The sequence below is a fragment of the Rouxiella sp. T17 genome (assembly GCF_036663475.1).
GTDB lineage: Bacteria > Pseudomonadota > Gammaproteobacteria > Enterobacterales > Enterobacteriaceae > Rouxiella.
This window is the reverse complement of the sequence record NZ_JAWUEA010000027.1, coordinates 93,077-119,705: the sequence shown is the minus strand read 5'-3', so window position 1 is coordinate 119,705 and position 26,629 is coordinate 93,077. Positions and strand designations below refer to the sequence as shown.

Genomic DNA, 26,629 nt, shown 5'->3' with positions numbered 1-26,629 from the left:
GCCACTGATACGTTATTATGCGGTTATTTAGACCCAATCAAATTTGGTTTATTTTACAGACAAACTACGTATTATTCTTATATTCTTATTAACAATGCCCGTCACAATAGTTTCCATTCCATTCAAAATGCCAGTGCAATTTGCACAGGCGACGAAAGCTTGGCCAGCGAGTACAGTCGGACTATCAAAAAGTCTGTGCGTAACAATATAGGCTTGTCTCAAATGCTTAGCATTGGCTTTATCCAACCTTATTATTTCTTCGTTTTCCTCTTCAGTAAGAGAGGTGTTACTCCTTTGTAATTCGGCAAATTCTTCGTGTGATTTATCTAACTCTGTAAATAGATAATTTAACGCTTGTACTTCAGCGTGCGTGCCCGCTATACCCGCCCCGGTACTCAAAATATAATTTTCCTTTATAACATGCCTTCGAATCCTTTTTCTAATTTCGGGATGCAGCTCTATTCCAGCTTCCGATTTTTTATATGCCAATGCAATTTCATCTAAAAATTCCTCAATATCTTCAACACGATAATGTGGCAGTTGAGAAACAGGTCTAAATATTCTTCCTGGGTGATCTTTTGATGCCGCCAATGCTCTATTAATTTCAGCATCTGAAGAATAATAACCAGTTGAAACAGTGTTCGGTATATCAAGCAATTTTATCCCTTTAAAAAGATCATCGGGAGATAAACTTGCTTGAATATTGGTAAAACTCTTATTCCCTAAGAAAACACCTCCATCTCTTGCACCTGTTTGATTGTGTTCATTTATTTCTATTATTCCTGCCCTAGCCGTTAATCTTTTTAACTCAGTTGACGTATAAACTTTTTTTGCGTTTTTATTGATTTTCTTTGGTTTCTCGGGTTTTATTTTTACACCTGCTACAGGTATGTTCCCATTGTTTAGATTTTTATCATTAACCATTTTTAATGCTTGCGCAGTTTTTATATCTCTTGCTGGCTTTATCATTTCCTCGGTTTCAACATTGAAAATTTTAAGATAATCTTTTAATGACTTATTATTTTTTCGAGCATTATTTACGCGTGACTCTGTATTGTCATGCAAATCAACGCTTAAATAGTCTATATTCCGGATATTACCTTCTTGATTAGTTGAGGGCGGAACATCAGCATTCGGGTATTTCGAGGTAACAAAATGATATTTTTCAGGAAGGGAATGAGAAAAACCATATTTTTGTAACTGGTCACGGTATCCTAATATTCTATTTAAAGCCTCGTTATCATTTTTAAGCTTTTCTTTCCTTTTTTTCATGGCATCAGTTTTTTTATCTTGTTGTTCTTTAATAAAATTATTGGGTTTATTTTTATTTACAATAGAATTTTTGGAAGGTAATGTTGATGCTTCAATATCTTTAGTGTTATCTACTATAGAAGTTTGTTTTTTTTTGAGAAGAGGAGATAATTGTTTATGGCTTAAATCTGAACCTGTCTGCTTTTGTGGATTATGAAGGTGATTATCTTTAGAGTTTTTTTTCATAACCTGCTTATGGCTATTCTCTACATTCTGTACATTAGCATGGCTTGGCATTATTTTTTACCTTATGGCATAGCGCCAGAGTTTCAAGGCTATCTATCCAACACCACAGAAAATCTTAATTATGCGAATTTACTCCACTTAGAATATAAGAGTTCTCTGTGCATTTAAAATGTATAACTTATTGCTACTCTACCATTACAATTTTTGGCTATAGGCTATACGACCTAAAGATGTCTTATTATCCGCTTCATAGATCACCTCTAATTGATGACATATCAGTTACATTAGGTAAATTCTGCTAAGTAATATACTTTTTCACTTGTGCCAAGTGAAAAATTAAAAATTCACTTAATCGACTTGTCATTTCCAGTAACCTTGTAAATGGGCTGGTTAAAAGCAACATTAAGCAGAATAGAGGACTATATCTACAGTGCACTATTCCACCTAAAAAATAGTCATTATTATAAAAACCAAACTTTTAAAGTTTATAAACCAATCTACAAAGTTGTCATATATAACAATTTAAATCGATATGTTTGCTATCATTGGAAATGATGGATTGTTATTTTGTTATTTTGTTATTTTGTTATTTTTTCGAGATATCCAGTTTTTGAAACGCTCTGTGGCACTTTGAGCATGCCCAATATAGTCACCACTAATTACTCCTGGATGCTCCAGTTTATCAATAGCATCGGCGATTCCTGGTGCCCCGTTGATGAGTAACTTTTTCAAACGTCCCATAGTAAAAATGTTTTTTGTTATAGCGGGCATATTTGTTTGCATAATATTTATTAAGTCATTGGGTGCTTGATCTTTGTGGAATTTGGTAATTTTTTCTGCCGTTTTTTTCCAGCTGGTTGAATTCGGCCACTTTGTATTAGTTTGACTCTTGTAATCCCAATAATTTTTATTATTGCCTTTGTACTTATGCACCATAATAGCCAAGTTTTTATTTTTCTCTAAAACATTAACTGTCGCAGATCCTAAATTCTGGTCGTCAAGGTCAGCTTTAATAATTTGATTGCTTTCATCAAGCCCTAATGTCTGTTCAAAAAAGGCATCCCCATCGGACTTAGTAGTCCCTTTATTAATTTTATCATCTTCTATAACAAACTTAAGTAAGTAGAAGTTTCTTTTATCTGTTTTTGTATGTTCTAACAACGAGTTAACGTCATTAACTGCATTTCCCCCAGCAATACTGCCACCATGTATGAAGCCAAAAGAACCATCCTTTCTTTTTTTCACACGTATATCAAAATATTTAACCCCTTTTTCTGCCTGTTCCCTAAGTGTCAGATTTTGAGTTTTGAAAGCAAAGGGAAACAGTGCTCCCATGCTATTGAGCTTGCCGTCATTTTTTTTTCTACTATAAGCATACGTCCCTGCATCATGACTGCCTAACATAGATATTTGAGATAACTTGGTATTTACCGGCAGAGTGATATGATCTGGTGATAATGAGTTCATTTGATGGTTATTTGAACTTTCTGAAATATCACTTATGCCAGAGCCGCTAGACTCATTATTTTCAGATTCACTTGATGTACCTTGATGCTCAGTATCATTAGAAAAGTTTGCTCGTTTGATAGATTGTTTTTTGAAATTTTTATTACGATATTTTCTTGTTGACATATCTCACCTTGCACCAAAAATGTAATCAACGAATATCTCTATTAAACACGTTGAGCGCAGTGATATCTACAAGGTGCGATTCCACCTAAAACGACGCTATCTCCGCCTATTTCTGGATCAGCAAAAACAAAAAAGCCGCGACAGTGCGCGGCTCTTTTAACTCGGGTGTTACGACTACGAGCGAATCTTGCGATAGATAAACAGCACCACAATCGCACCGATTACTGCGACAACGAAGCTGCCGAAGTTGAAACCGTCTACGCGGCCAAAGCCGAAGAAGGTACTGATATAACCACCGACAACGGCACCAATCACACCCAAAATTACGGTCAGAATAAAGCCACCACCGTCTTTACCCGGCATGATCCACTTAGCCAGAATACCTGCAATCAGACCAAAAATAATCCAGGATAAAATACCCATTTGACGTCTCCTAAAACATTGGTGTTACCGTGAATGTTGTTCAGCCAAGCGGCCAAACCAAAAGTAGAAGTTCCTTATCTACATTCCCTTTCTACATAACAGTCCGTACGTAGCGCCCCAGACTTTTTTGTTACTCGCGTTCAAGTTTAGCAGAGATACAGAAACTCGCTCAAAATCAGCCACAAGCCCGTTTTTTAAACTAACAGTCACAGCCTTGCACTCTCCTTTCGCCTACCGTTTCTTGGGCCACTTTTTTTGTTACCCTAGTCGTTATCTTAGTCACTATCAGCAAACGCTGAACTTTTTAACTCTATCTTCACAAGGCAATGGCAATGAAAACCCGCATTACCGCAGCACCGACTCTCGACGAAATTGAAACCGTGAAAGCTGGCCTGCGCGCCTACAATAAAAATTTTATTCCGCAGAATTCCTTTAAAGAGCTGGGCATTTTTATCGAGGATGAATCGGGTAACAAAAGCGGCGGCCTGATTGGCGAAACGGTCGGTAATTATTTGATGATCAAATATTTGTGGGTCGATGAATCGCTGCGCGGACAAGATTGCGGCACGCATTTGATTCGTCAGGCAGAAGAGGAAGCGATGGCTCGCGGCTGCCGCTATGCGTTGGTTGATACGTTCAGCTTTCAGGCGCGTCCGTTTTACGAGCGCCAAGGCTACGCGTGCAAAATGACGCTGGAAGAATTTATCGCTGACATCCGCCCACTCCCCGAGCTCGAAGCCACCCACCAGCGTTTTTATCTGACTAAAAAGTTGGGTTAACTAAGGAAAACAAATGGATACCCTAACGCGTGAACCCACTTCCGTGGGGGAGATTTTGGTTAAGGAATTCCTTAAGCCTTTGAATATCACGCAAGCGCAGCTTGCTCAGGCCATGAATTTTTCTCGGAAAACCGTGAGTGAAATTTGCAATGATAAACGTCGTCTCAGCGTTGATGATTCAATAATGTTGGGCGATCTTTTTGAAACATCTGCCGATTTCTGGATAAATTTACAAGCTGCACACGATCGCTGGGAGGCTCGTCAAAAGCATGCTCAAGGATTAGTGTTCAGGCCCATTATCGAAATATTGGGCAGAGGTTCAGCTATTTGTTAATGATTTACCGCGTAGTGCAAATACTACGCAGTAATGTGCTATTTTTTACCCGATAACGCCAGCCACTCTTTGACCGAGTCGCGCTGCCATTGGCGCTCAACGTATTCGACCAGTTTTTCAGGCAGGGCGTCGCCGTTCAAATGCAGGCGATTAAGCATCAGCGCTAAATCGGTATCAGCAATACACCATTCACCAAACAAATTATTCCGCTCATCAAGTAAACGCAGCGCGGCGTCGACAAGCTTGTCGGCGGCGGCCTGTCCGGCTGAGGTCAACGGCGGGCGATGCTGACCGGCAAATACGATTTCTGTCGAACGCTCTTCGCGAATAGCCATTAAATCACTGCGCAACCACGCCTGAATCTCGCGGGCTTTTGCCCTATCTTCGGGATTGGACGGGTAAATGGCGGCGAACGTCGGCGCGGGGAACAGCTCTTCAATATATTCGTCAATCGCCGAAGATTCAGAAAGCTGGAAACTGCCGTTCGACAATGTCGGCACGCGACGGGTAGTAGAAATAGCCGAATAGCTCTCTTTAAGGTTCTCCGCCTGCGCCAGATCGACCGTTTCAATCTCAAACGGAATGCCTTTTTCCGTCAGCGCAACAAATGCCGACATCACATACGGACTATAATAATTAGCATCGGAATAGAGCGTTAAAGTAGGTTGTTGCACTTTTGTCTCCTGAAAAAGAAGGGTTTATTCCCTGTCCTGATCGTTGAAACATAGCCTACTCTTTACTCAATAACTATATGTCTTACTCAATAACGCTGCGGCTGATGAATAATTCCTTTGAGGAGGCTTAATGAAGAGATGCGTTCTGACAATGGCGGTGCTGCTTGCTACGCTTTTTTCCGCCCATTCTGAAGCCTCTTCGGCCCAGGAGATTAAAGAAAAATTTAACCGCATGGAGATAGGCGATCGCACGCTGTGCCTCAGCGACATTCTTTATCCCAACGAACAGGCAATGAAAGTCATCGAAAACGGTTTTTTGGTGCAAAAATCGAAAGATGAGCTGGTTTATCAAACGGTTTTAATCTATCTGCTTGGCAACGACGTGACCGTCAATATTCACGCGCTTATCGTCAGCCGCTTAAATAAAAATTCTTTTTCCAACGAGTTCAGGGATACCTTTATTCAGGTGACCGGCCTCGACCAACCGACACAGGCGGCGGCCAAGGCTAACATCTTGAAAAGCTATCAGGAATCGGTCGTAAAGCAGATTAATGTAGTGCCTTACAGCGCGGTGCTGCTTAACGAAAAGGGCTATGAAATCAGCCAGCAAGAGGATGAGGTCAGCGAGCTGAGCACCTGCTACATTTCACCTATCAAAACAGCGGAATGAAGAGACAGATTAGCGCTGAAATTGCCTTTATCATTTCCATACCCGCCGATTAATCAGACGCCAGTACGCAATAATAAGCTCAAAATAAAGACGATTGTACGCTTTTCCCCACGATGATAATCTCAACCTCTTTGATCTTTAACGTAAAAGCATGATTCCCCGCTTTTGCGTCTTTCTGCACGGCAACTAAAAAACAGGGTCAGTGGATGAGTTTTTCAAAATGTAGTCTGCAAGATTGGTCATTTTCAACGATTATCGCCGGATTTGTTGCCGTATTAGTAGGCTACACCAGCGCCGCCGCGATTGTCTTTCAGGCTTATCAGTCAGCGGGCGCGAGTCTTGAACAGATCGGCAGCTGGTTCACCATGCTCGGCTTCGGCATGGGCCTTACCACGATGGGCCTATCACTCTATTATAAAACGCCGATATTAACCGCGTGGTCAACGCCGGGCGCGGCGCTTTTGGTCACCAGCATGCCGGGCATTTCGATTAACGATGCGATTGGCGTGTTTGTCTTCGCCAACGGACTGATATTTTTAGCAGGCGTGACCGGGTTATTCGCGCGACTGATGCGCTATATTCCGCAGGCGCTGTCAGCGGCGATGCTGGGCGGAATTCTGCTGCGTTTTGGCCTCGACGCCTTTGCCTCGTTGCAAACTAATTTGGCGCTGGCGGGCAGCATGTGTGTCGTTTATCTGTTCGCAAAACGGTTTATCGCCCGCTATGCCGTCATTCTTTCCCTTGCTGTTGGCCTCGCGATTGCGGCGCTGCAAGGTGATATCGCCTCTCACGGACAGACGCTGCATTTTGCCGCGCCCGTGCTCATCGCGCCGCATTTCTCCTGGTCAACGATGATAGGCATCGGCTTGCCGTTCTTTATTGTGACCATGGCGTCGCAAAACGCGCCGGGAATCGCGACTTTACAAGCCTCGGGTTATAAAGTGCAGGTTTCAATCCTGATTGCCGTTATTGCGCTGGTTACCCTGATTTTGGCACCTTTCGGCGTCTATTCGATTGGTATTGCTGCCATTACTGCGGCGATGTGTATGGGAAAAGACGTGCATCCCGATCCCAAAAAATGTTACACCGCTGCCGTAGCGGCGGGCGGCTTTTACCTGCTCGCTGGCTTATTAGGCGGCTCAATCGGCTCGCTGTTTACCGCCCTGCCTGCGCCGCTTATTCACACCATTGCCGGCCTGGCATTACTCGGTACGATTTCGGGCAGCCTGTTCCGCGCCCTTTCTGAAGAGAAACAACGCGACGCCGCGATAATAACTTTTCTGATCACCGCTTCGGGCATTCAACTGTTTGGGGTCGGCTCTGCCTTCTGGGGTTTGATCGGTGGCGTCATAACTCATGCCATTGTGAGCTTCTCATTTAAATCCTCACAAAAAAATCAGCAAAAAATCAGTAATTCCGCGCCTTAAAATCCATCAGGGGTCTCAAAAAGTTGAGGCCCTTCATGTTATGGGTAACAAGATTCGGTAACACGCCATTTAGTGACACGCATCACATTTTCACTCTCGCAAAGCCTTTTAACTGATCTAATAAACCGCCAGACAAAGAGCAAAATGAAATGAAAATCGAGACAAAATCTTGCGTAGTGACCGGGAAAAAAGACGTGGCTGTGGTTGATCAACAGCTTGAATATCAGGGCGAAGGCACCTTGGTTAAAGTGACACGCGGCGGAATTTGTGGCTCTGACTTGCACTATTACGAGCACGGCGCGGTCGGCGATTTTAAAGTCCGTGAGGCGATGGTGTTAGGCCATGAAGTGGTTGGCGTGGTCGAACAGTCCGATAACGCCGCACTGAAGCCCGGCCAAAAAGTGGCGTTAAACCCGAGCAAGCCTTGTAAAGCCTGCAAATATTGTCTGGCCGGCGAAGAAAACCAGTGTACGACAATGAAATTTTTCGGCAGCGCGATGTATTTCCCTCACATCAACGGTGCTTTTACCCAGTTCAAAATCGTCGATAGCGAACAGTGTATTCCATTTGATAACAGCGTAAGCGACCGCCTGATGGTATTTGCAGAACCCTTGGCCGTCGCAATCCACGCCGTCAATCAGGCAGGCGACGTGCAAGGCAAAAGCGTGTTCGTTTCTGGCGTTGGGCCAATCGGCAGTCTGATTGCCGCTGCGGCAAAAGCTAAAGGCGCGGCAGAAGTGGTCTGTACTGATTTAAGCCCCCGCTGTCTGGAAATTGCCAAAGCGATGGGCGCCACCAAAACGCTGGATGCCGCTAACGGCGATTTCGCGCCATATCTGGAGCAGAAAGGCTATTTCGACGTCTCTTTCGATGCTTCGGGCCATCATTCCTCGATTCGTCGCTGTCTGGAAGTTACTCGCGCCAAGGGCACATTAGTGCAGGTTGGCATGGGCGGCGCAATTCCTGATTTCCCGATGATGATGCTGATTGCCAAAGAGATTAAGTGGGTCGGTAGCTTCCGCTTTACCGAAGAGTTCGTCACCGCCGTCGAATGGCTGGCCGATAAGGTGATTGACCCGATGCCGCTGCTCTCCGCCGAGTATCCACAGGATCAGTTAACCGACGCGCTAAAATTCGCCGCCGACAAAACCAAGGCTTCAAAAGTGCAGCTGGTGTTTTAGTCCGCCTGCGTCACCATCATGTCCGTTTTTGGCCTTCTTCTCCCGCTCTAGTGCGCGCACTATGGCGTTAACTTAACGAGAGGAGGGCCGAAAATGTCCAACAGCGCATTATTGATCATCGACGTACAGCGTTCATTCGAGCACAGACCATTCTGGCAGGAAGAGGATTTTCCGGCGTTTAAACAGGCGATTTCGCGTCTAATTGAGGGCTGTGAAAGCCGCAACGTGCCGCTGGTCGATATTTTCCACGTCAGTCAGGGCCCTTTTGCGCTGGAATCCGGCTTTGTTACGCCGATGTCCTTCCTCCAACACGAGCCGCAGGCACGTTTTTACAAACACGTGCATAATGCCTTAACGGAATCGGGGCTGGATCTATGGCTGCATGAAAATAAAATTAATCATCTTATTATCAGCGGATTACGCACGGAACAGTGCTGCGAGACGACTACCCGCGTGGCATCGGATCTCGGCTTTAACGTCACCTTTGTGACGGAAGCGACGATGACTTTCCCGATGACGCACGCAGACGGCAAAACGTTCTCTACCGATGACATCAAACGTCATACCGAGTTGGTGCTGGCAGAACGTTTCGCCACCATTACCGACGTTGACGGCGCGCTGGCGGAATTGGATGCTAACATTCCTTCATTATCAGTAAATTAGCCTTTCTTGGAGCACTATGCAGCGCGATGTTTTCTTTGTGACTCTGCCGGGCACCCTGGCGCTTGATTTAACGGGACCGGCTGAAACGCTGCGTCTGAGCGGCGAGTTCAAGATGCATTACATCAGTCCGCTGCAAGAGGTGGAGCTGACGACCGGTCTGGTGGTCAGCCGCCTGTTGCCTCTGCCCGCTATTTTGCCCGACCACAGCATTGTCGTGGTGCCGGGCGTGAGTGATTCTGAAACCCTGTTCGACACGCCGCCCGCGCAACAGGTCTGTGAATGGCTGAAAACGTTGAAAGAGTCTATCGAGCTGGGGCGTTTGCAGTTGGTGTGCATCTGTTCGGGAAGTTTATTGGCCGGAATGGCCGGATTACTGGATGGTTATCAATGCACTTCGCATCACGAGGTGATCCCGCGCCTGCGTAAACGGGTGCCTGCTGCGCTTGTAAAAGACAACCGGATTTTTGTTGAAGATCGCCACGTGCTGACCAGCGCGGGCATTACCGCAGGCATCGATTTGGCGCTTTATTTAATTACCCAGCATCTTGGGCCGCAGGCCGCGCTAGACGTCGCACGCGAGATGGTGGTCTATTTCCGGCGTGGCGGCGAAGATCCGCAGCTTTCGCCGTGGCTTCAGCACCGAAATCATCTGCATCCGGCCGTACATCGCGCGCAGAATGTCATTTCCGCCGATCCTGAAACGGCGTGGCAGGTCGAAGACGTCGCGGCAAAGGCCCACATCAGCGGCCGTCACCTCACCCGCCTTTTCCGTCAATATCTCGGCATTAGCGTACGCGATTATCACGAGCAGCTACGCATCGCGGTCGCCAAACAGCGCATGCAGCAAGGCTTCGGACTCGAAAAAGCCGCCCTAACCGCCGGATTCTCTTCCGGCCGCCAGCTTCGCCGCGCACTGCTGCGGTGGAGCGAGTAAAAAGCGTAGCTTGAGGTTCATCAACTCACCCAATGGCGGCGATCAATCTTGCCGATAAGGATGGCGAGCAGCAGGCCGCCGCCGAGGCCGCAGGCATAGAGGAAGGCGATGTTGAGCAGCGGATGCGCCGGGAAATCGAGATGTTTGCCGCGCAGCGCGATAATGATCAACGCGTGCAGCCCATAAATTGCCAGCGAATGGCGCGAAATCAGCGCCAGAAAGCGGAGATTGATCTTTTCCAGCAGTACCTTGGCGAACACCAACAGCGACAGCGCCGAGATAAACACCAAAGGCCCGCAGTAGGTGTAAAAAGTCCCCGCAAAATTCTGATTAATCAGCGATTGTCGCTCTGTGCCAAACGCAATCGCCAGCGTGCTGGCAATAAAGATTATGCCCGCCATCCAGCCGTAACCCCGACTTTTAATCTGTAGCGTGCCCAAAGCGCGGCCTAACAGCGCGTAAAGCAGATAATAAAAGGCGTCACCGCTGATATAAAGATTGATCGGCAGCAGGTGAATCTTCTGCCAGTTCACTACGGGTAACTGAGGATTTGCCAGCACGCCCAGCACGCACGCGGCCACCAATAGCAGGCGCGCGGGGACCTGTTTTATTTGAATAAACGGCGAAAGCAGATAAATAAGGCCGATAGCATAGAAAAACCAAAGATGATAAAAAACGGGTTTTTGCAGGATTAGCCGCAAAGATGGCCAAAAACCGATCTTTGTCATCGAAATGATATAAACCAGCGACACAGTGCTGTAGAAAATCAGGCATAACGCGATGCGCAGAAAATGTCGCGGCTGGGCGCTTTTTTCACCCCAAAAGAGGTAGCCGGAGATCATGAAAAAAACCGGTACCGACACGCGGGAGGCGGAGTCGAGCAGGTTTGCCAGCCACCAGGAGACGTTATCGATTGCGCTAAAATTTACCACGTGAAAACTGGTCGCGTGGATCATGACCACCATCAGGCAGGCGATGCCGCGCAGGTTATCAACCCAGGCTATTTTTTGGCTCATGTGCTGCTTAATCCTTAACTATTTTTAAACTTAATACCTGTTTCCGGCAGCTTAATCGACTATTTAATGGCTAACATGTTAAACAATCACTCTCAATCCGTGCTTAACCACAGAAAGATCGTTGCCATTTGCTCAAATTATCGGCAGAATACTCGCCATTACTGACTCAGCTAGCAAAACCTTTCCGAGCAGTCCCTATTTTCTTGCTAATTATCAAACCATTAGCTCTTTTTTGTGAAGTGATTATGCTTAACTCTCCAAATACTGCGTCGCTGTTAAGTCGGCGGGCACTGTTATTTCCACTTTGTCTGGTTCTGTTTGAATTTGCGACTTATATCGCCAACGATATGATTCAACCCGGCATGCTTGCCGTGGTCGCGAATTTCAATGCCAGTGAAGATTGGGTGCCCACGTCAATGACGGCCTATCTCGCGGGCGGCATGTTCCTGCAATGGCTGTTAGGGCCGTTGTCAGACAGGCGCGGGCGTCGCCCAGTGATGCTGGCGGGCGTAGCTTTCTTCGTAATTAGCTGCCTCGCGATTTTGTTTGCCCAAACCATAGAACAATTTATGGTAATCCGCTTCTTCCAAGGCATCAGCCTGTGCTTTATTGGCGCGGTGGGTTACGCCACGATTCAGGAATCTTTCGAAGAATCGGTCTGTATTCGCATTACGGCGTTGATGGCCAACGTGGCGCTTGCCGCACCGTTGCTGGGTCCGCTGGCAGGTGCCGCGTTGATTCAAATTGCGCCGTGGCAGGTGATGTTTGTGATTTTCGCCGTGCTGGCGAGCATCTCTTTCTGGGGGTTGCACAAGGCGATGCCGGAAACGGCGTCGCGCATTGGCGAGCTGCTGTCGGTGAAAGGGCTACTGGCCGATTATAAAATCGTGCTGAGAAATCGCCCCTTCCTTTATGGCTCGCTGGCGATCGGTTTTGCCAGCCTGCCGCTGCTGGCGTGGATTGCCCAGTCGCCGGTGATTTTGATTCGCGGCGAAGGGCTGTCGGCGATGGAATACGGCCTGCTTCAGGTGCCGGTATTTGGCGCGCTGATTATCGGCAATCTGCTGTTGGCGAAACTTTCCGGCAAGCGCAGCGTTGAGTGGCTTATCAAGCTTGGCGCGGTGCCGATGGTCGCGGGACTGTTTATTGCCGCCATCGCCACTCTGTTGGCGGGCCATGCCTACCTGTGGATGACCGCCGGACTAAGTCTCTATGCGTTTGGTATTGGCGTCGCCAATGCGGGTCTCTATCGCCTGACGCTGTTCTCGAGCGAGATGAGCAAGGGCACGGTTTCAGCCGCGATGGGCATGATCAGCATGCTGGTCTTTACGTTGGGCATTGAACTGGCAAAATTGGCCTATTTGGGCGGCGGCAATCCGCTGTTTAATCTGTTCAATCTTGCAAGCGGGCTGCTCTGGCTTTCGCTGGTGGTATTATTTATCCGTCAGCGAAAGCCGGTTATTGATGGCGCAGCGGTTTAAAACCTTAATTTGATAAAAACGCTAATTTGATAAAAAAGTCAGGGTGGCGTGGTGCGGGCGAAGCTTTCACGCTGGAACAGTCGCTCGACCAGCTTGATCAGCGTCGGGCGTTCAACACACCATCCCGGCGCGATGCGGCGAAAATTCAGATAACCCAGCGTGCACGCCACGCTGATGTCGGCCACGTTTAGCCCTTCGCCATTGAGCCACTGCCGCTCTTTGGCATACTGCTCCAACTTGTCGAGCCCGCGCAGCACCTTGCCGCGCTGATTGATCACCCACTCTTCATTGCGCTGCGCCGCGTCGCGACGATTTTCCAATACCAGCGCCACGGCCGCATCGGTTACGCCATCGGCCAACGCTTCGACCTGTTTTACCCGCAGTGCATCTAAAGGCTTCCACGGCAAAAAAGTCGGTGAAATATTAAGAAGTTCAAGGTATTGCACAATGATCGGCGAATCGTAAAAGATTTCGCCTTCATCCGTTATCAACGCCGGCACTTTGCCTAGCGGATTAAAATCCGTCACTTTACTGCCCTCAACAGACGGGGGGTCATTGACGAATTCAAACGGGATGCCTTTTTCGATCAGCATCACCGAAATTTTGCGTACATAAGGACTGGTATAGCTTCCGATTAACTTCATTAAACCCTCCTTATCAAAGTTCGGAGAAAACCGAGAAAAAGCCGTTTACCCTCTATAAACCTAGCAGTCGGCCGATTTTTTACCAGCCTTAGGCACAGAATGCGATTCAAATTCGGCAGGCTTGGGTCTACCCTATTCTTCTCTTTACCGCGACTGAACTTATTGCGGTGAATAAACTTATTGCCATTGAACATTGTTAACGTTAAACGGGATCTGCCTTGACCACGCCTCTTACTCCTCTTTCTGACCCACAGCCAAAGAAAATTGGCCTTGAGCAACGCCCCGTGGTGCAGCGCCGCGATCTGGCCGTCAGTCAGCCTGACTGGGTAGCAGAAGAAGTGCCGGTCGCGTTGGTTTATAACGGAATTTCTCACGTAGTAATGATGGCGTCGCCAAAAGATCTCGACGCTTTCGCGCTAGGTTTTTCGCTTTCTGAAGGCATTATCGAATCGGTTAACGATATTTTTGGTCTGGATGTGACGCCAAACTGTAACGGTATTGAGGTTAATATCGAGCTATCGAGCCGTCGTTTTGCCGGATTAAAAGAGCGCCGCCGTGCAATGGCGGGCCGCACGGGCTGTGGCGTCTGTGGCATTGAGCAATTGGGCGACCTCTTCCGGCCCCTTGCGCCGCTGCCTTTTACGCAGACTTTTTCACTTGCCGGGCTGGATAACGCGCTGCGTCAGCTGACATCGGTGCAGCCGATCGGTCAGGAAACCGGCTGTACGCACGCGGCGGCGTGGATAAATCTGCAGGGCGAGCTGCTGGGCGGCTGCGAAGATGTGGGTCGTCACGTGGCGCTAGACAAAATGCTGGGCGTGAAAGCGCGCGAGCCGAGCTGGCAACACGGCGCGGCGCTGGTATCAAGCCGTGCGAGCTATGAGATGGTGCAGAAAACGGCGATGTGCGGCATTGAAATTCTGTTTGCGGTTTCGGCTGCCACTTCTCTGGCCGTCGATGTCGCGCAGCGCTGCAATCTCACGCTGGTTGGATTCAGTAAACCCGGCCGCGCGACGGTTTATACGCATCCGCAGCGTCTGGTCGATTAATCGGAACATTGAGAAACTCAGCGGCAGGGCGATTCTGAAAATAGGCCAAAAGGCTTTAGACGGATTTTGCCCTTGGATAGTCTTGGTTACTCTAAGCCACTGATTACGCGGCCTTGCAGAATGCCCACACAAAGTGTGGAGCATAGATAATCATTTTCAATATCAATTTATTAACTATAATGATCCGACTGATTACGCGGTGCTCACCCTAATCTGCACCGCCCAACTAAAATGGAGCTGATGAACATGAGTTATTCACTACCATCCCTGCCTTACGCTTACGACGCTCTTGAGCCGCATTTCGATAAAGAAACGATGGAAATCCATCACACTAAACACCACCAGACTTATGTAAACAACGCCAATGCGGCGCTGGAAAGCCTGCCAGAACTGGCTGCGCTGCCTGTTGAAGAGCTGCTGGTAAACTTCGATAAAGTGCCAGCTGACAAGAAAACTGTACTGCGTAACAACGCGGGCGGTCACGCTAACCACAGCTTCTTCTGGAAAGGCCTGAAAAAAGGCACCACCCTGCAGGGCGACCTGAAAGCCGCTATCGAACGTGACTTCGGCAGCGTTGATGCTTTCAAAGAAACCTTCGAAAAAGCTGCTGCAACCCGTTTCGGTTCTGGTTGGGCCTGGCTGGTCAAGAAAGACGGCAAGCTGGCGGTAGTTTCTACTGCTAACCAGGATAGCCCGCTGTTAGGCGAAGCAATTTCTGGCGCATCTGGCACCCCGATCGTGGGTCTGGACGTGTGGGAACATGCTTACTACCTGAAATATCAGAACAAACGCCCTGATTACATCAAAGCCTTCTGGGACGTTGTAAACTGGGACGTCGCGGCAGAAAACTTCGCTAAAGCCTAAGTTTCTGTTAAGACTCATGCTGACGTTTTCAGTAACGTCAGCAGGCTCTCTTTGGCTTAGTCATGCGTTGGCTTAGTCATGCGTTGGCCTAGTAACGCGTTGATTTTTTAATGCATTGCTTTTGTACAACAGCCAAAAATAGCCGAAAAAAAACCGACGGAGCATGCTGCGTCGGTTTTTTTATTTCTATAATTCGCCTCTTTTCAGAAGCGGCTTTTAGAAAGGTTTTTTCGCATAACCCGTCACGGTTTGCAGGTTCATTTCACGGCCCAGAGCAGTCATTGGGTGAACGACGATGATGCCGCGCACGGCCTTCTTCAACGTGCCCATATCCGCCTGCTCTTTCTTGGTGATTTCACGGCTGTATGGCAGCTTGGTCAGCTTTTGCGCTTCAGCACTCAGCTTCACTTCACGCACGCCACGCAGGCGTTCGATTTCGGCCGCCAACTTCTCTTTTTCTTTCATGTGCTGGTCAATCAGCTCGCTCACGCCCTGCTGAATAACGGTCGCATCTTTGTGGTTCAGTGCATCCAGCATGTCGCTCAGGCGCTTAATTTCTGCTTTTTCTTTTTCGATCATTTCGGTAACCCGTATGCCATCAGGCGCCGCGAGATTGCGGGGCAGGACGACGAAGTGTGGAATTCAACCTGTAGTGTAACAGGAATAGTGTAACAGGAAGTCGTCTATTCAGCAGCCTGTGTGACGATTCCCGGCGGTAATCCGCTCATCTCACAGGCCCTGCGCCCCACGCGCGCCAACGCATCGGTGTAGCGCGCATTGAACGGATAGCAGCAGGAAAGCCGCAGCGCATTGCGATAACGGCCGCTCGGCGAGTAGAGCGTGCCGGGCGTCATGCTTATTTTTTCTTTAAGCAACAGTTCGAAAAGTTTAACCGTATCGACGCCCGGCGGAAAATCGACCCAGAATACAAATCCGCCCTGCGGCTGGGTGGCGCGCGTGCCCTGTGGAAAATATCGCATTATTAATGACTTTGCCTCATCGACCTGCGCCGCGTAACGACGTCGTAAAGAACGCAGGTGATGATCGAATCCGCCCGACTCGAGAAATACGGCCAGCGTTTCGGATAAAAGCGAAGATTCGGCCATCGACGACACCGCTTTTAAATGACGCAGCTTTTCGCTAAAACGCCCGCCCGCTATCCAGCCAATTCGAAAATCAGGCGCCAAGGTCTTGGTAAAGCTGGTGCAAAACAGCACCCAACCGTTTTTATCGAACGATTTTACCGCCGGAGAAAGCGTCGCGCCGAACTGAATTTCAGCATACAGCCCATCTTCAATCAACGGCACCTGATGATCGTTCATCAGCCTTGCCAACCTTTTTTTGGCGGCCAGCGGCATGGTAAATCCCATCGGATTCTGCGCCGTTGGCATCGCGATCACCGCATTTAAGCGCTTTTCGTTCAGCATTAATTCGAGCGCATCAAGCGAAAGGCCGTGCTGCGGATCGGTCGGAATTTCAATCGCTTTTAATCCCAAGCTGGCAAGTAGAGGCAGCAGATAAAAATAGGTCGGCGTTTCTAACCCGACGCTGTCGCCCGGCTGCGTAGTGACGCGCAGCGCAAGTTGGAGCGCCTCCATGCAACCATGCGTTAGGGTGATATCTGTCGGCTCAAGCATCATGCCGAGCGTCATCGAGCGGCGGGCAATCTGCTGGCGAAGATGCAAATTGCCCGGCGGCAGCGCGTATTTGCCAATCAGCTGCGGCTGACGGCGCAGCAGGGAGGACATAATGCGGCCCAGCTTGCCGCCCGGATAAAAATCGTCTGACTGCGGACAGGCCAGCGAAATATTGGTGTACTCGGGATTAATTTGCGCGGCGAACACGGTATCAATCAGCGCCAGCACCTCGTTGGCGGGTTCGGCGGCGTGAGAATGTTCGTCAACGCGGCTTTCGAGCACGGGCAGCGCGTTGCTGACGTAAAATCCCGACTGCGGCCGCGCCTCGATTAACCCGCGATCTTCAAGGCGACGATAGGCGGCCACCACGGTATTAATGCTGACCTGATGCATCTCGGCGCAGCGTCTCACCGACGGCAAACGGCTGCCGGGCAGCAAAGTGCCACGGTTAATGGCGTCGGCCAGCTGATCGGCGAGCTGGTGATAGCGCGTTTCGCTCGGCTCGGCTGGCTGCGCGAGCAAAGATTCCGGTAATAAGGCCGGCAAAATATCGGTCATGGTGACAGTTCCCATTTTAAAAGAGGGTACAGTTCAATTTTTAAGCCACTGTAACCCCAACAATAGCGGATATCTGGTTCTGTAACCTAATTAATTCTCCCCTTATGCTAGTCACTCATCAGCCCTGACGCCGTAGAGTGCGCAAACATAAGGAACGCCCAATGCTGGATACTGCTTTTGTAAGTTACGTGACCGTGATGTCTATAACGCCGGGGCCTAATAACCTGCTGCTGGCCTCGTCGGGGGTCAATTTCGGGCTGCGAAAAACGTTGCCAATGACGATGGGCATTACGTTGGGCTGTGCGCTGCAATGCGCGCTAACGACCTCGTTGCTGGCGGTTTTACTGAGCTGGATGACCGTTATCCGCCTGCCGATGGCGGTGCTCGGCTGCAGTTATCTGTTTTGGCTGTCGTGGAAAATCTTTCGTTCTTCGACGCCGAAAAACCGCGCCGAGCAGCGCCCTATGCGGCTGATTAACGGCATGCTGTTTCAAGCGGTGAATCCGAAAGCCTGGCTGATGGCGACCAACGTGGCCATTCTGTTTACGCCACCGGAAGGCAATATGCTGCATCACACCTTGGCCAACTGTTTAGGCTTTGCGCTGCTGAATTTCCCGTGCGTGCTGATTTGGGCGTTGATGGGCGACAGACTGCGTCAGGCGTTGCAGGTCGAATGGAAGTTAAAGGCGTTTAATACTTTTATGGCCGCACTGATGGCGTTGACCGCGCTGTGGCTGATCGTCGATGAATTAAAAAATGTGTGATTTAAAAGATGCCGAGTAATGGTATGAGATGTTAATGAATAAACAGTTAAAAACGCCGTGATTCATTGAATGCCTGCGCCATTTTTAGTACTTTAAAAAACCTTTTTGGATCGGACGAGTTGAAAAAAATATCGGCTTATCCGCTCTAATTTTTTGTATAAAGTCATTTAATGGATAGAGAGCAGGCATGATAAAGGCATATTTTCTGGTAGGGTTTTCATTCGTGTTCGCCTTATTCGGCTATTTTTCGCTGGATTTATTAGTGTCGCAATATTTAGGCGACCATCGCGGAGCTATCGCCGACTTACGCGCCTTTATTATTTTACCCGTTACGCTGGCGGTAGAATATGTGATTTATTTTATCGTCTCTTATTTCTTGTTCGATAAAGTAAAACGTCTCTCGTATAAAAAAGAGTGCAATTTTCAGGCTTTGTCTTTGATTGTTAACGCCGTCTTGCTGTTTATTTTCACTGCGCTTTACAGCCGTGGTTTCAAGGAAGGTATTTTAGGCGACGCAGTGATGCAGGTCGATAATTTCCCTGCGGCGAAAATCTATTTAACCACCATGGCGGTGTCGCTGGTTTGTCTGCTGGGCTGGCGTAAAATTTGGCGTGCGGATTAACGTTTGACTGGAGAAAGCCGCGAAGGCTGCTGATTGCTGATGTGAGCAATCAGCCCGGTAACGGAAAGCACCATCGTTGAGCGAACAATCTGCTGATAGCGCTGGCGCTGCATGGCGATCAGCGATTCATCGGCTTCACCGGGTTTGAGAAACGTCGGCGCGGGCGGCAATAGCGCGACGCAGTGCAGCTCGCCAAACGGCCCAAGAATTTCGTCGTCAGTGAAACGATACTCGTTGGCATCGTGATTCAGCTCTTCACGCAGCGCCATTAACAGCTCGGCGTCTTCGTACTCATTGCGGTTAATCACGCCAAGCGCGTACATAAGTTTTAAACGAACCGACAGATCGCCGAGCGGGCCGCTGCCTGTCAGCAGCGGCTCGACGGCGTATTTCACTGCGTAATCATCTTTTCGAAAGACCTCAATCACTAGAATGTCCAGCGCTTCGGCCAAAAGTTCGACAGCCGTTATCAGAAAGCTGCGCACGGTTTTACCCGCGTTCAGCTTTTCCAATACCCGATTCTCAAACGCCTGTGCTTTTTCCATGGTCGCTATTCACGATGTTAAGTGAGTCTTTCAACGCCCACGGCGTCATCCTTGATCGGCCCTGTCAGAAGAATTTTCCTTCCGCAGGGATTTTTTCACCTGGTGTTGGCTTAACCCGTCGGACCGATTTCGCGGCTGCCCTGCCGCAATCTCAAAGCCTTTGGGTCAGTATTCAGCTTTTAGTGATAATGAAAAATCAGTGCATTTTCTCGTAGGCGCTGACGGCTTCTGCCACCACGTCGCTCTCGGCCGGCAGGCCGGAAATTTGCGCCAATGCCGCTTTCGGACCCAGCGTATTCAGCAATTCCACCAGCTCCTGCGCCTGCTGATCCTGCTCGCTGCGATAACGCATCGCGGCGGCAATGCCGTGCACCAGATTGGCGTGAGGCAGCGCGTACTCTTGCGTGCCGAGCAGCGGTTTAATCAAACGATCGCCCGCGCTGAGTTTGCGCAGCGGCTGACGGCCCACGCGCTCGACGTCATCTTGCAGATACGGATTTTCGAAACGAGACAAAATTTTCTGAATATAAGCCGCATGTTTTTCTGAATCGAAGCCGTAACGCTTGATCAACACCGCGCCGCTCTCTTCCATCGCGCCTTTAACAATGTCGCGCACTTTCGGGTCAAGAATGGCATCACGAATCGTGGCGTGGCCCGCCTGCTGACCTAAATACGCCGTAATCGCGTGGCCGGTATTCAGGGTGAAAAGCTTGCGCTCGACGAAGGCCATCAGGTTATCGGTCAGCTCCATCCCTTTGATATCAGGCAAAGGACCTTTGAACTGGGTCTGATCGACAATCCATTCGGAGAAGGTTTCGACGGTCACTTCCAGCGGATCGGTAGTGCCCGCAGCCGGCGGTGGCACGATGCGATCGACGGCGGAGTCGACGAAACCAACGTGCGCCTCAACCCAGGCTTTTTCTTCTTCCGGCAGCGCGTTGATAACGTGCTGTTTAAACTGGCTGGTGCCGCGCACCATATTTTCGCAGGCGATGATATTTAACGGGTTTTCATTGCCCTGCTGGTGACGCAGCACCAAACCTTTTGCCACGTTCGGGGCGATTTTTTCTAAAATAGTCGGGCCGACGGCGGTGGTGACCAAATCAACCTGCGCGATAAGATTGATGGCGTCCTGACCCGCGCTGTTCACGGCGTTAACGTTTTTGACCGTCTCGATAATCTTCTGCTCGCCCACCACGTGGACGTCGTAACTGTTGCGACTGTTCAGTGCGTCGAGCAGGACCGGACTAACGTCGGCGAAGGTCAATTCAACCTGCGCATCGGCGAGCAGTTTGCCGATAAATCCGCGGCCAATATTGCCTGCGCCAAAGTGTAAAGCTTTCATGATGACTCCCTAAAATGGTGACAAGAACCAGGAAGCTCTGGGCTTCGAATCAACAACCGGGTCTGCTCTCACCATGCTTTATCGACATGTTGAAGAGTGCCAAACCCGGTTAGTAACGTTCTCGAATGATGACATTCGATAACCCGGAGATTATCGAATAATTGCCGTTAGCCGCGAATGATCTGCAACACTTCTTCTACACTATTGGTGGTCGCCAGACGGTCGATTACGCCATCTTCGTCCAGTGCGGTGGTCAGCTTGGTGATCACGTTAATATGCTCGTTGTTACGCGCGGCAATACCGATAACCAGACGGGCAGAATCGTCTTCATCGTCGCCCCAGCGAATTCCCGCCGGATACTGGCAGAACACGATGCCGGTTTTCAGCACGCGATCTTTGGCTTCAATGGTGCCGTGCGGCACGGCAATCGACTCGCCCAGATAGGTTGAGGTCAACTGCTCGCGGGCCAGCATCGCGTCGACGTATTCCGCCTGCACGTAACCGCCTTTCACCAACTGCTCGCCAGCGAAGCGAATCGCCTCTTCTTTATTGGCGGCGGTCAGATTGAGGAAGATATTTTCAGGACTCATACGGAACAGATTGCTGTTGTCCGCTTCAGTCACGACGCTATCGCTCAGCGTGGTGTTGACTTTGTCTTTATACAGGGTGGTTTTATTGGCTTCTGACAGACGCGACACCAGGTCGGTATACAGGCCGCTGTCGAGGAAGTTGGTCAACGAAATATGCTGCGCGTGTGGCACCTGACGCATGGCGCGCTCGGTGAGGTCGCGGTGAGTAATCACCAGGTCGACATCATCCGGCAAGTTGTTGATTGCCATGTTAGTTACCGAAATATTGCTCAGCTTCGCGTCTTGCACTTTCTTGCGTAAAACGCCCGCGCCCATCGCACTTGACCCCATACCGGCGTCGCAGGCTACGATAATTTTACGCACGGTAGAGAGGTCGCCCGCTACGCCAGCAGGTGCCGCCGCGCCGGTCGCCGTGGTCACGCCTTTTGACTGCGCTTTCATATCCTGAACGCGACGAGTGGCCGCTTCCAAATCGTCTTCATCTTTCACTTTCGAGCTTTTCAGCAGGATGGAAGAGACAACGAAAGAGACCAGGAAGGCCGCGACGATAGCGGAGATGTTAGCGAAATAGGCGCCTTTTGGCGTCATCGCCAGAACCGCAAGGATGGAACCCGGAGAAGCCGGAGAAACCAGACCGCCGTTAAGCAGAGTCAGCGTAAACACGCCGGTCATGCCGCCCAGAATAACCGCCAGCAGCAGGCGCGGGTTCATCAGCACGTACGGGAAATAGATTTCGTGAATACCCCCGAGGAAGTGGATAATTGCCGCACCGCCCGCAGACTGCTTGGCGCTTCCGCGTCCAAACACCATGTAGGCAATCAGCACGCCCATGCCCGGACCCGGGTTGGCTTCAATCAGGAAGAAGATAGATTTACCGGCTTCCGACGCCTGCTGAATACCCAGCGGCGAGAAGATACCGTGGTTGATGGCGTTGTTCAGGAACAGGATTTTCGCCGGTTCGACGAAGATGGAAGCCAGCGGCAGCAGGTTATGGATAACCATGATGTGCACGCCCGCCGCCAGCAGCTTGGACAGCGCTTCGACCAGCGGCCCGATTGCCAGGAAGGAGAGAATGGCCAGCAGCATGCCGATAATACCGGCAGAGAAGTTGTTAACCAACATCTCGAAGCCGCTTTTGATCTTACCGTCAACCCAGCGGTCAAAATGTTTGATACACCAGCCGCCCAGCGGACCGGCAATCATTGCGCCCAGGAACATCGGCATATCCGCACCGACGATCACGCCCATGGTGGTGATGGCACCGACCACGCCGCCGCGATCGCCCGCGACCAGACGTCCGCCGGTAAAGCCAATCAGCAATGGCAGCAGATAAGTAATCATCGGGCCGACAAGTTTGGCGAGCGTCGCGTTCGGGATCCAGCCAGTCGGAATGAACAGCGCGGTAATAATACCCCACGCGATAAATGCCCCAATATTAGGCATTACCATGTTACTCAGAAAGCGGCCAAAGTTTTGAACCTTAACCTTTACGTCTGGTGAAAACATAAAACACACCCCTATTGATACGCGCTAACAATAAGAGCGCGCGATACGTGATAATTATTGGGACGGTATCAATACCCAAAACTGTGGGATCCCGTCGAATTGCTGTCTGCAAGGCGAACTCTAGCACGTCATTATGACCACGCGTAGACAGGGCTCGGCCCGTGATTGGGATCACTGCTTTACCCCCTCCTCCCCCTCTCTTTTGGTGATCTGCATCACATAAAAGTGCTGTAACTTAAGCAGAATGGGTGGAAAGCAGGGCAAAAGGTAAACTAATTGTGATCAATGTCACTTTTTTGTGGGCGATCTTTATCGTCAAAGCGTGATAACGATCACAATTTATTTTCGCTATCCAACTGAAATTGTGGTTAAAAAGGCAACAAAAAACCGGGGCGCTTTTTTTAACGCAAATTTAACAAGTTCTAGTGAAAGAAAATTACGCCTCATCCGCAGGGCCTTTTTGTCGTCATGATGAAACGCCCCGCTTTTGCTCGTCGTTAAAAACAGGTCAATTTATCCAAGAATTTCCTCCGCTGATCGGCGGCTTGTCTGAGTACGAAGTTCGCCGTTCTTATATAACCTATACTTAAGTACAGGTAATATCGCTTTATTGATTGCCCTCGTGAATAGCTTCTTAACTATTCATCATCGTTTAAAATATATAGAAAAGCGTTAACTCAACGCGTTAAAGTTTTTGTTGCTTAAAAAATGGTTAGGCTAAAAAAGAGAGGTTTTGGATGATGTCTATTACACTCATTCTAATTGTGATTAGAATCATTAACTTAGCGTTAAGCATAATTGTCAGCGTGAAAAAGTTATTAAATAATATTGGGTAAAGATAAAAATTTATATAATTAATCTATCGTTAAATAGCCTCACTCTGGCTATTTTAAAAATAAAATATTTGGATCCATAAAAAATAAAACCTATACTTAAGTACAGGTAAAGTACAGGTGCAATAAAGATGCTGTAACAATAAAAGCCCGTACAAATGCAAATTTAATTAATAAAACCGTCAAAATACAGTTGTTATAATGCAGTTTTTACGAATACAGCTGTTACTTATAAAGAGAGTGAATTCCCTGGTGTTGGCCACGTTGGCATCCCCTTATCTCGCCGAGAATAAGGGGCTTTTTTTTGTCATAGGTTTATCAGAATGAGAGGAAAATAGATTAGAAAGAGAGGGGAAATAGTTCAGAAAGAAATGCGATAGAGATTGGAAAGAAAATAGGCATTCTTTTAGAAAAAGAAAGTTATTTGGAAACTAATAACCCATTATTTTCCAACCCCGCCGCTTTCATATAAATCCTCAAGACGCGCTAGCTTGGTGAATAATATCCAGCACCTGATGCAAATTATGCGCTTCAACCTGACCCGGCGCGGAAGATTGTCCTACCATGCCAAACGCCAATGCGGAGCCGGTTAATTCCCCCGTTAAGCGCGAAACCACGCCCGTGCCCCCCATCGACATCGTTAACAGCGGCTTTTTGGCATATTTACTGTGCATTTCCCACGTGGCGTTCATCAGCGCGAGCACGTCGCCGGCGTTTTTTGGCATCGCGGCTATTTTAAGCACGTCGGCACCCATCTCCTGCTGCAATCGCAAACGACGAATCATCTCTTCCTGCGGCGGCGTTTGCTCAAAATCATGGCTCGACATCACAATGCCCACTCCGATTTCATGCGCGTGCGCCACCAGCTTGTGCACCAGCACCTGATTGCGGAACATCTCGATATCCAGTAAATCCGTTTTACCGTAGGTTAAAATTTGCTGATAAAGCGCGCAATAATCGGCGTCGGCGATAGCTTTTTTGCCGCCTTCGGGCTTGGTGCGGAAGGTGACCAGCAGCACTTTGCTGGCGATAATGTCATAAACTTGCGACGTGAGACGGGCGATGGACAAGGTGTCCGCGACGCTATCGAGCGGGTCCAGCCGCAGCTCGACCACGTCAACATCCTTACGGGTGGAGAGTTCGCGCGCCTTTTCCAGCACGTTGGACTGCATACTTTCGGCGATGGGCACGATGAGTTTTGGCCGGCCTTCGCCAATGGTGATACCTTTTACATTCACTGTGTCGATCATTATCTCTCTCCTGACTTTTTTAGGATAGGCAGCTAAGAGGCGGCGTTAGCGCGAAGTCTGGTTTTCATGCTGATAACAGGTCGCTTTCAGGGCCTGCATGGCTTTACGGGCAACCTCGGTGGCATCCTGCTGTTTTAGCTCATCGTTAAACACTTCCAAACCGATTGGCCCCGCGTAGTCATGTTGCTGCAAATACTGCATTAAAGTATCGAGCGGGAATTTCCCCTCTCCTGGCAGCAGACGACTGTGACGCGCCGTATCGACCAAATGATCCGCCGTCGGCTCTTCGGCCAAGTCAGAAAGCTGCACCAAAAAGATTTTATCCATCGGAATGCCTTCGAGATCTTTCACCGTGCGATGACGAACAAATATGTGGAAAGCGTCGACCACCAAGCCGAGGTTTGGCGCATTGATTCGCTGCACCAGCTGCCACGCGTCGGCGGTGTTATTGATCGCCGTGCTCCACGCCATGCCTTCATAGGCGATGCGCAATCCGCGCTGCGCGGCCTCTTTTACCAGCCAGCGTAAATCGTCTTCAACCCGCTCCTTGACGCAGTCTTTGTGCGTACAGGCGGGCGTCAATACCGTGGTTGCGCCAAGTTTGACAGCGGTATCAAGCAATTGCAGCGCTTCCTGGCGTTTATCTTCACGAAGGCTGTCGGGCGCGCCGTCAAAGTCCAGCAGCACCTGATAATCGGTTAAAGCGATCGGCAACGCAGCCAGCAGGTCTTTAATCCCGCCACAGTCGCTGTCCGTTGCTTCAACATCTTGACGCCACAGTTCAACCTGATCAAAACCGGCGGCGTGCGCGGCGCGCAGTTTTTCCTGCGTTGTCCCACTTAAACAGACGGTATTGATAAACAGCTTGTTAGCTATTTGCTGATTGGTGATTTCTTTGTTGGCTATTTCTTTGTCGGATAGGTTTTTCATCACTTCTCTCCCTGATCAAAATAGTGACTCATTAAAATAGTCACTGGCTTAAATAGTCATTTGCCTAATTAAAAAGCAGATCTTAATAACAAGATATTAATAATAGTCGCTGTGACGCGTTGTACCGTGAAATGAATATATTGTTACTTTATTGATGACAAATATTAATAGCGCAGCCAGCAACTGTAGAGGGATGAATATAGATGATAACGAGGGTAAGCATATGTTTCTGAAAATAGCGTCTATACTGTTTATCAAGAGTCAGGTTATTGAAAGCTAGGGTTAACTCAAAGCTCAGATTAACCAAGCATCATGATTAACCAAGAAGCAGGGTTAACCGAGAACCACCAGTAGACTCACCCTTAAATTCATTGAAAGAAGAGCGTGTGTGATGAAAAGATCCCTTCCCTCAATCGTTATAATTGTTGTTGTTATCATTGGCGTGGCCGTGTGGTGGTTTAATAGAACGCCAGACCATAAACCGGATTATGATGCAGCAACCTGCGCCGCCGTCGCCCAGCTGGGCAATAAGCCGGTCAACGATAACGACCTGCTAGAAGGTATCAAGGCCAGTATCAGCAATCAAAACAGCTCTTATGCCGTGAATCCGGTGGAATTCGATCAGGATTTGGCAGAGGCGTCGGCTAAACGTTATCAGTCGTTGAGCACCCAACAGAAAACCTTCGCGGGTGAAAGCCTGGAAAATTGCCGCAAAACCATGGCAACCGGCGCGGCGGATAAGACCAATCAGTAATCAAATCACCATGGCATCGCTAACGTT

General features: G+C 49.0%; 26 protein-coding genes. 13 read left to right on the top strand and 13 right to left on the bottom strand.

What is annotated here, in order from left to right; translation table 11 throughout:
* Positions 1 to 48 precede the first annotated feature (48 nt).
* From SC206_RS08340 to SC206_RS08330, 3 genes are all read right to left on the bottom strand, one after another.
* Entirely contained in the window at positions 49 to 1,548 is a 1,500-nt protein-coding gene (locus SC206_RS08340; RefSeq protein ID WP_332736057.1) for a YwqJ-related putative deaminase, read from the bottom strand.
* Between the two features lie 519 nt (positions 1,549 to 2,067).
* Positions 2,068 to 3,129 (bottom strand): hypothetical protein, encoded by a 1,062-nt coding sequence (locus SC206_RS08335; RefSeq protein WP_332736055.1) that lies wholly within the window; start codon positions 3,127 to 3,129, stop codon positions 2,068 to 2,070.
* Positions 3,130 to 3,303: 174 nt separating this feature from the next.
* Positions 3,304 to 3,552 carry a GlsB/YeaQ/YmgE family stress response membrane protein gene (locus SC206_RS08330; RefSeq protein ID WP_332736053.1) on the bottom strand — a complete coding sequence of 83 codons (249 nt, stop codon included), beginning with the start codon at positions 3,550 to 3,552 and terminating at the stop codon, positions 3,304 to 3,306.
* Between the two features lie 332 nt (positions 3,553 to 3,884).
* On the opposite strand from SC206_RS08330, the gene SC206_RS08325 reads away from it, so the two are divergent.
* A complete protein-coding gene (locus SC206_RS08325) occupies positions 3,885 to 4,331 on the top strand; it encodes a GNAT family N-acetyltransferase (RefSeq protein ID WP_332736050.1) in 447 nt (148 codons plus the stop codon).
* A gap of 13 nt (positions 4,332 to 4,344) precedes the next feature.
* Entirely contained in the window at positions 4,345 to 4,665 is a 321-nt protein-coding gene (locus SC206_RS08320) for a HigA family addiction module antitoxin (RefSeq protein ID WP_332736048.1), read from the top strand.
* A gap of 38 nt (positions 4,666 to 4,703) precedes the next feature.
* Here the strand turns inward: SC206_RS08320 and yfcF are convergent, their stop codons facing one another.
* Complete coding sequence (yfcF, locus tag SC206_RS08315) at positions 4,704 to 5,339, bottom strand: glutathione transferase (protein ID WP_332736046.1); 636 nt, start codon at positions 5,337 to 5,339, stop codon at positions 4,704 to 4,706.
* Between the two features lie 130 nt (positions 5,340 to 5,469).
* On the opposite strand from yfcF, the gene SC206_RS08310 reads away from it, so the two are divergent.
* From SC206_RS08310 to SC206_RS08290, 5 genes are all read left to right on the top strand, one after another.
* Positions 5,470 to 6,009 carry a hypothetical protein gene (locus tag SC206_RS08310; RefSeq protein WP_332736044.1) on the top strand — a complete coding sequence of 180 codons (540 nt, stop codon included), beginning with the start codon at positions 5,470 to 5,472 and terminating at the stop codon, positions 6,007 to 6,009.
* Positions 6,010 to 6,215: 206 nt separating this feature from the next.
* Positions 6,216 to 7,436: a benzoate/H(+) symporter BenE family transporter gene (locus SC206_RS08305; protein ID WP_332736043.1), complete on the top strand. Its 1,221-nt coding sequence runs from the start codon at positions 6,216 to 6,218 to the stop codon at positions 7,434 to 7,436.
* A 149-nt stretch (positions 7,437 to 7,585) separates the two neighbouring features.
* Positions 7,586 to 8,617 carry an L-idonate 5-dehydrogenase gene (gene idnD, locus SC206_RS08300; RefSeq protein ID WP_332736041.1) on the top strand — a complete coding sequence of 344 codons (1,032 nt, stop codon included), beginning with the start codon at positions 7,586 to 7,588 and terminating at the stop codon, positions 8,615 to 8,617.
* 93 nt (positions 8,618 to 8,710) lie between these two features.
* Entirely contained in the window at positions 8,711 to 9,280 is a 570-nt protein-coding gene (locus SC206_RS08295) for a cysteine hydrolase family protein (protein ID WP_332736039.1), read from the top strand.
* 16 nt (positions 9,281 to 9,296) lie between these two features.
* Positions 9,297 to 10,214 carry a GlxA family transcriptional regulator gene (locus tag SC206_RS08290; RefSeq protein ID WP_332736037.1) on the top strand — a complete coding sequence of 306 codons (918 nt, stop codon included), beginning with the start codon at positions 9,297 to 9,299 and terminating at the stop codon, positions 10,212 to 10,214.
* 20 nt (positions 10,215 to 10,234) lie between these two features.
* Here SC206_RS08290 and SC206_RS08285 read toward each other — a convergent pair whose 3' ends face one another.
* Entirely contained in the window at positions 10,235 to 11,230 is a 996-nt protein-coding gene (locus SC206_RS08285; protein ID WP_332736035.1) for an acyltransferase, read from the bottom strand.
* Between the two features lie 245 nt (positions 11,231 to 11,475).
* Between SC206_RS08285 and SC206_RS08280 the strand changes: the two genes are divergently transcribed.
* Positions 11,476 to 12,711: an MFS transporter gene (locus SC206_RS08280; protein WP_332736033.1), complete on the top strand. Its 1,236-nt coding sequence runs from the start codon at positions 11,476 to 11,478 to the stop codon at positions 12,709 to 12,711.
* A 38-nt stretch (positions 12,712 to 12,749) separates the two neighbouring features.
* Here the strand turns inward: SC206_RS08280 and SC206_RS08275 are convergent, their stop codons facing one another.
* Positions 12,750 to 13,355, bottom strand: a complete 606-nt coding sequence (locus SC206_RS08275) for a glutathione S-transferase (RefSeq protein ID WP_332736031.1) — start codon at positions 13,353 to 13,355, stop codon at positions 12,750 to 12,752.
* Between the two features lie 263 nt (positions 13,356 to 13,618).
* Here SC206_RS08275 and fdhD point away from each other — a divergent pair, with 263 nt between their 5' ends.
* Together fdhD and sodA are read left to right on the top strand one after the other, a co-directional pair.
* Positions 13,619 to 14,404: a formate dehydrogenase accessory sulfurtransferase FdhD gene (gene fdhD / locus SC206_RS08270; RefSeq protein WP_332736381.1), complete on the top strand. Its 786-nt coding sequence runs from the start codon at positions 13,619 to 13,621 to the stop codon at positions 14,402 to 14,404.
* 246 nt (positions 14,405 to 14,650) lie between these two features.
* Positions 14,651 to 15,268, top strand: a complete 618-nt coding sequence (gene sodA / locus SC206_RS08265; RefSeq protein WP_072045098.1) for a superoxide dismutase [Mn] — start codon at positions 14,651 to 14,653, stop codon at positions 15,266 to 15,268.
* Between the two features lie 216 nt (positions 15,269 to 15,484).
* Here sodA and SC206_RS08260 read toward each other — a convergent pair whose 3' ends face one another.
* Positions 15,485 to 15,847, bottom strand: a complete 363-nt coding sequence (locus tag SC206_RS08260) for a YibL family ribosome-associated protein (protein ID WP_332736028.1) — start codon at positions 15,845 to 15,847, stop codon at positions 15,485 to 15,487.
* Positions 15,848 to 15,951: 104 nt separating this feature from the next.
* Entirely contained in the window at positions 15,952 to 17,463 is a 1,512-nt protein-coding gene (locus SC206_RS08255; protein ID WP_332736026.1) for an aminotransferase-like domain-containing protein, read from the bottom strand.
* A 161-nt stretch (positions 17,464 to 17,624) separates the two neighbouring features.
* On the opposite strand from SC206_RS08255, the gene SC206_RS08250 reads away from it, so the two are divergent.
* Together SC206_RS08250 and SC206_RS08245 are read left to right on the top strand one after the other, a co-directional pair.
* Positions 17,625 to 18,227 carry a LysE family translocator gene (locus SC206_RS08250; protein ID WP_332736024.1) on the top strand — a complete coding sequence of 201 codons (603 nt, stop codon included), beginning with the start codon at positions 17,625 to 17,627 and terminating at the stop codon, positions 18,225 to 18,227.
* Positions 18,228 to 18,414: 187 nt separating this feature from the next.
* Positions 18,415 to 18,849, top strand: a complete 435-nt coding sequence (locus SC206_RS08245; protein ID WP_332736022.1) for a hypothetical protein — start codon at positions 18,415 to 18,417, stop codon at positions 18,847 to 18,849.
* Here SC206_RS08245 and SC206_RS08240 read toward each other — a convergent pair.
* The 5 genes from SC206_RS08240 to SC206_RS08220 form a co-directional block, all read right to left on the bottom strand.
* Positions 18,846 to 19,394, bottom strand: coding sequence for an MltR family transcriptional regulator (locus tag SC206_RS08240; RefSeq protein WP_332736020.1), 549 nt, complete (start codon positions 19,392 to 19,394; stop codon positions 18,846 to 18,848). The genes SC206_RS08245 and SC206_RS08240 overlap by 4 nt on opposite strands.
* Positions 19,395 to 19,590: 196 nt before the next feature.
* Positions 19,591 to 20,739, bottom strand: a complete 1,149-nt coding sequence (mtlD, locus tag SC206_RS08235; protein WP_332736018.1) for a mannitol-1-phosphate 5-dehydrogenase — start codon at positions 20,737 to 20,739, stop codon at positions 19,591 to 19,593.
* Between the two features lie 167 nt (positions 20,740 to 20,906).
* Complete coding sequence (locus SC206_RS08230) at positions 20,907 to 22,835, bottom strand: PTS mannitol transporter subunit IICBA (RefSeq protein ID WP_332736017.1); 1,929 nt, start codon at positions 22,833 to 22,835, stop codon at positions 20,907 to 20,909.
* Between the two features lie 1,309 nt (positions 22,836 to 24,144).
* Positions 24,145 to 24,918, bottom strand: a complete 774-nt coding sequence (gene aroD, locus SC206_RS08225; protein ID WP_332736015.1) for a type I 3-dehydroquinate dehydratase — start codon at positions 24,916 to 24,918, stop codon at positions 24,145 to 24,147.
* A gap of 45 nt (positions 24,919 to 24,963) precedes the next feature.
* Positions 24,964 to 25,848 carry a sugar phosphate isomerase/epimerase family protein gene (locus SC206_RS08220; RefSeq protein ID WP_332736013.1) on the bottom strand — a complete coding sequence of 295 codons (885 nt, stop codon included), beginning with the start codon at positions 25,846 to 25,848 and terminating at the stop codon, positions 24,964 to 24,966.
* Between the two features lie 391 nt (positions 25,849 to 26,239).
* Between SC206_RS08220 and SC206_RS08215 the strand changes: the two genes are divergently transcribed.
* Entirely contained in the window at positions 26,240 to 26,602 is a 363-nt protein-coding gene (locus SC206_RS08215) for a hypothetical protein (RefSeq protein WP_332736011.1), read from the top strand.
* Positions 26,603 to 26,629 lie beyond the last annotated feature (27 nt).